3 protein-coding genes are annotated in these 4,328 nt (G+C 62.4%); all 3 read left to right on the plus strand.

Translation table 11 applies throughout. From position 1 onward, the window contains the following. On the plus strand, nt 1-1,251 hold a 1,251-nt coding region (gene melA, locus EN781_RS27260), incomplete at its 5' end, for an alpha-galactosidase (RefSeq protein ID WP_127400510.1). A 103-nt stretch (nt 1,252-1,354) separates the two neighbouring features. Beyond that, on the plus strand, nt 1,355-3,439 hold the full coding sequence (locus tag EN781_RS27265) for an ABC transporter substrate-binding protein (RefSeq protein ID WP_127400511.1): 2,085 nt from the start codon (nt 1,355-1,357) through the stop codon (nt 3,437-3,439). Between the two features lie 104 nt (nt 3,440-3,543). Then, on the plus strand, nt 3,544-4,328 hold a 785-nt coding region (locus EN781_RS27270), incomplete at its 3' end, for an ABC transporter permease (RefSeq protein ID WP_145965645.1).

Raw genomic sequence — 4,328 nt, forward strand, 5'->3', positions numbered from 1 at the left:
GCGCTGGAGGGAGCGCGCTATATCATCAGCTGCGTGCGCGTCGGCGGCCTCGAGGCCTATGCCGACGATATCCGCATTCCGCTCAAATATGGCATCGACCAGTGCGTCGGCGACACGATCTGCGCCGGCGGCATCCTCTATGGCCAGCGCAACATTCCGGTGATCCTCGATTTCTGCAGGGATATCCGCGAGGTCGCGGCGAGCGGTGCCAAGTTTCTCAACTACGCCAACCCGATGGCTATGAACACCTGGGCGGCGATCGAATACGGCAAGGTCGACACGGTCGGGCTCTGCCACGGTGTGCAGCACGGCGCCGAGCAGATCGCCGAGGTGCTCGGCGCGAAATCGCCGAAGGAGCTCGACTATGTCTGCTCCGGCATCAACCATCAGACGTGGTTCATCGAGCTGCGCCTCAACGGCCGCAAAATCGGCAAGGACGAACTGGTCGCCGCCTTTGAGGCGCACCCGGTCTTTTCGAAGCAGGAGAAGCTGCGCATCGATGTGCTGAAGCGCTTCGGCGTCTACTCGACCGAGAGCAACGGGCATCTCTCCGAATATCTGCCCTGGTACCGCAAGCGGCCGGACGAGATCACGCGCTGGATCGACATGTCGGACTGGATCCACGGCGAAACGGGCGGGTATCTGCGCTACTCGACCGAAACCCGCAACTGGTTCGAGACGGAATATCCGCAATTCCTCGAGGCGGCGTCGAAGCCCATCGACCCCGCAAAGCGCTCCAACGAGCATGCCAGCCATATTCTCGAAGCGCTGGAGACGAACCGCGTTTATCGCGGCCATTTCAACGTCAGGAACAGCGGCGTGATCACCAACCTGCCGCAGGACGCCATCATCGAGTCGCCCGGCTTCGTCGACCGCTTCGGCATCAACATGGCCGCCGGCATCACGCTGCCGGAAGCCTGCGCCGCCACCTGCATGGCCTCGATCAACGTGCAGCGCATGTCGGTGCATGCCGCGATATCGGGCGACATCGATCTCTTGAAGCTCGCCGTGCTGCACGATCCACTGGTCGGCGCGGTTTCGACGCCGGAGGAAGTCTGGCAGATGGTGGACGAGATGGTCGTTGCCCAGGCGGCCTGGCTGCCGCAATACGCGAACGCGGTGCCGGCCGCAAAAGAGCGGCTCTCGAAATCCAGGGTCAAGACCCGTGAATGGGCGGGTGCGGCGCGCAGAAGCGTGCGCTCGATCGAGGAATTGCGCGCCGAAAAGGCGGCGCTGAAACAGGCCGGCTGATACCTCGCGCCTGGAGGCGGACCGCGGGAGGCCGGTCGGTCAAATCAGTCGTCCCGAATAGAACGCGGGCAGCAGCAGACGTCGAAACATTTGGGAGGAAACAATGAGGAACTTACATCGAATTGGCATTCTGGCCGGACTGGCGCTGAGCGTCTCGGCATCGGCATTGAGCGCATACGCATCCGAACCGACGGTGCCGCCGGCGCCGGCGCAGTTTCCCGCCGAAGGGAAGATCAAATATGTGGCGCGCGACTCCATCCTGGAGTTCAAGGCGCTGCCCGAATACCACGAACCCGATTGGCTCACCGAAAAATACGTCAAGACCGGCAAGCTTCCGCCAGTCAAGGACCGCCTGCCGAAGGAGCCGCTGGTGTTCAAGACCGGGAACATGCCGGACGGCATCGGCGTCTATGGCGACACAATGCGCCATGTCATCGGTGGCCGGCCCGAAGGCTGGAACTATGGCGCCGGCCAGACCCAGGGCTGGGGCGGCATCGACATCGGCCTTTCCGAATGCCTGACCCGCACCGCACCGCTGTTCCAGATCGAGGCCAAGGACACCGAGCCGCTGCCGAACCTTGCCAGAAGCTGGGAATGGTCGAAGGATGGCCACAAGCTGACCATGCATCTGGTCGAAGGCGCCAAATGGTCGGATGGCGTGCCGTTCAATGCCGACGATGTCATGTTCTACTGGAACGATGAGGTCGTGGACCCCAACGTCTCGCCGCTGAACGGCGCCACCCAGGAAACCTTCGGCGTCGGCACCGCGCTGAAGAAGATCGACGACTACACCGTCGAGTGGACCTTCAAGGACGCCTTCCCGCGGCAGTACCTCTATGCCATGGCTTACGGCACCTTCTGCCCCGGCCCCTCGCATATTCTGAAGCCGCAGCATCCGAAATATTCCAAGAACACCTACGACCAGTTCAAGAACGCCTTCCCGCCGGAATACATGAACATGCCGGTGATGGGCGCCTGGGTCCCGGTCGAATATCGGCCGGACGACATCATCGTCATGCGCCGTAACCCGTACTACTGGAAGGTCGACGAGAAGGGCAACCAGCTGCCCTACCTGAACGAGTTGCACTACAAGCTGTCTACCTGGGCCGACCGCGATGTTCAGGCGGTGGCGGGTTCGGGCGACTTCTCCAACCTGGAGCAGCCGGAAAACTTCGTCGCTTCGCTTAAGCGTGCTGCGGAAAAGGATGCGCCGGCCCGTCTCGCCTTCGGCCCGCGCCTCATCGGCTATAATCTTCGCATGAATTTCTCGGCCAATGGCTGGGGCAATCCGGACGAACGCAGTCAGGCCGTCCGTGAGCTGAATCGCAACGAGGACTTCCGCAAGGCCGTCACCATGGCGCTCGACCGCAAGGCGCTCGGCGACTCCCTGGTGAAGGGCCCGTTCACCGCCATTTATCCGGGCGGCTTCTCTTCGGGCACCTCCTTCTATGACCGCAACTCGACTGTCTACTACCCGTTCGATCTCGCGGGCGCCAAGGCGGAACTCGCCAAGGCCGGTCTCAAGGACACCGACGGCGACGGCTTCGTGAACTTCCCCACAGGAACCGCCGGCGGCAAGAACGTCGAGATCGTCATGCTGGTCAACAATGACTACACCACCGACAAGAGCCTTGCCGAGGGCGTCGTCGGCCAGATGGAGAAGCTCGGGCTTCGCGTCGTGCTCAACGGCCTCAATGGAACCCAGCGCGATGCCTCGCAATATTCCGGCCGCTTCGACTGGCTGGTGCGGCGCAACGACCAGGAGCTGACTTCTGTGGTGCAGAACACCGAGCAGCTCGCTCCGGTCGGCCCGAAGACCAGCTGGAACCACCGCGCGCCGGAAAGCGGCGAGGTCGACCTGATGCCGTTCGAGAAGGATCTCGTCGACATCGTCCGAAAGTTCGTCTCGTCACAGGACAATGACGAGCGCGCCAGCCTGATGAAGCAGTTCCAGAAGATCTCGACGGAACATGTCTACAATGTCGGCCTGACCGAATATCCCGGCGCGTTGATCGTCAACAAGCGTTTCTCCAACATCCCGCAGGGAACGCCGATCTTCATGTTCAACTGGGCCGAGGATTCGATCATCCGCGAGCGGGTCTTCGTCGCCGCCGACAAGCAGCACAAATACGAACTGTTCCCCGAGCAGCTTCCAGGCAAGCCCGGGGACAAGGGCCCGACGAACTGAGTTTCCTCCCCTGACCAAACTCCCGGCCGCGCCGCGCGCGCGGCCGGGACGAGATGAAGTCAGCGGCCAACCACTGAAGCGTGAATGCGAGGAGAAACGGACCGATGCTGCGATTCTTGGCTACGCGCATAGCGTCGGCGATCCCGGTCCTCGCCATACTGAGCCTGGTCACCTTTGCCATCATCCAGGCGCCGCCGGGCGACTATGCCGACTACATCCGCTCGCAACTCATCAACCAGGGCGGCGCCTCGTTCGCCGAAGCCGACGCGCAGGCGCAGGCCTACCGCGTCGAGCATGGCCTCGATAAGCCGCTGCCCATCCAGTATCTGAACTGGATCGGTGGTATCATCACCCGCGGCGATTTCGGCTACAGCCTCTATTACAACAAGCCAGTGGCCGATGTGGTCGGCGAGCGCCTGCCGCGCACGCTGCTGCTGGCGCTGGTCTGCCATCTGCTCGCCTCGGTGCTGGGCATCACATTCGGCATATGGGCGGCGACCCGGCAATATTCCTGGATCGACTCGACGCTGTCGGCCATTTCCTTTCTCGGCATGACGGTGCCGCGCTTCCTGATGGCGCTGATCATCGTCTATCTCCTGGTCTTCCAGTTAAACGTGTCGGAGATCGGCAGCTTCTTTTCGCCGGAGTATGGCGGCGCGCCGTGGTCGTGGGCAAAGTTCGTCGACCTGGTCAAGCATGTCTGGCCGGTGGTGGCGATCGCGACTTTCGGCGGGCTCGCCTACAACATGCGAGTCATGCGCGGCAATCTGCTCGACACGCTGAACGCGCAATATGTCGAGACGGCCAAGGCCAAGGGGCTGACTGGCGGCGCCGTCGTCATGCGCCATGCCGTGCCCAATGCACTGCATCCGCTGGTCATGTATCAGGG

This window comes from Mesorhizobium sp. M4A.F.Ca.ET.090.04.2.1 (assembly GCF_003999085.1).
Taxonomy (GTDB): domain Bacteria; phylum Pseudomonadota; class Alphaproteobacteria; order Rhizobiales; family Rhizobiaceae; genus Mesorhizobium.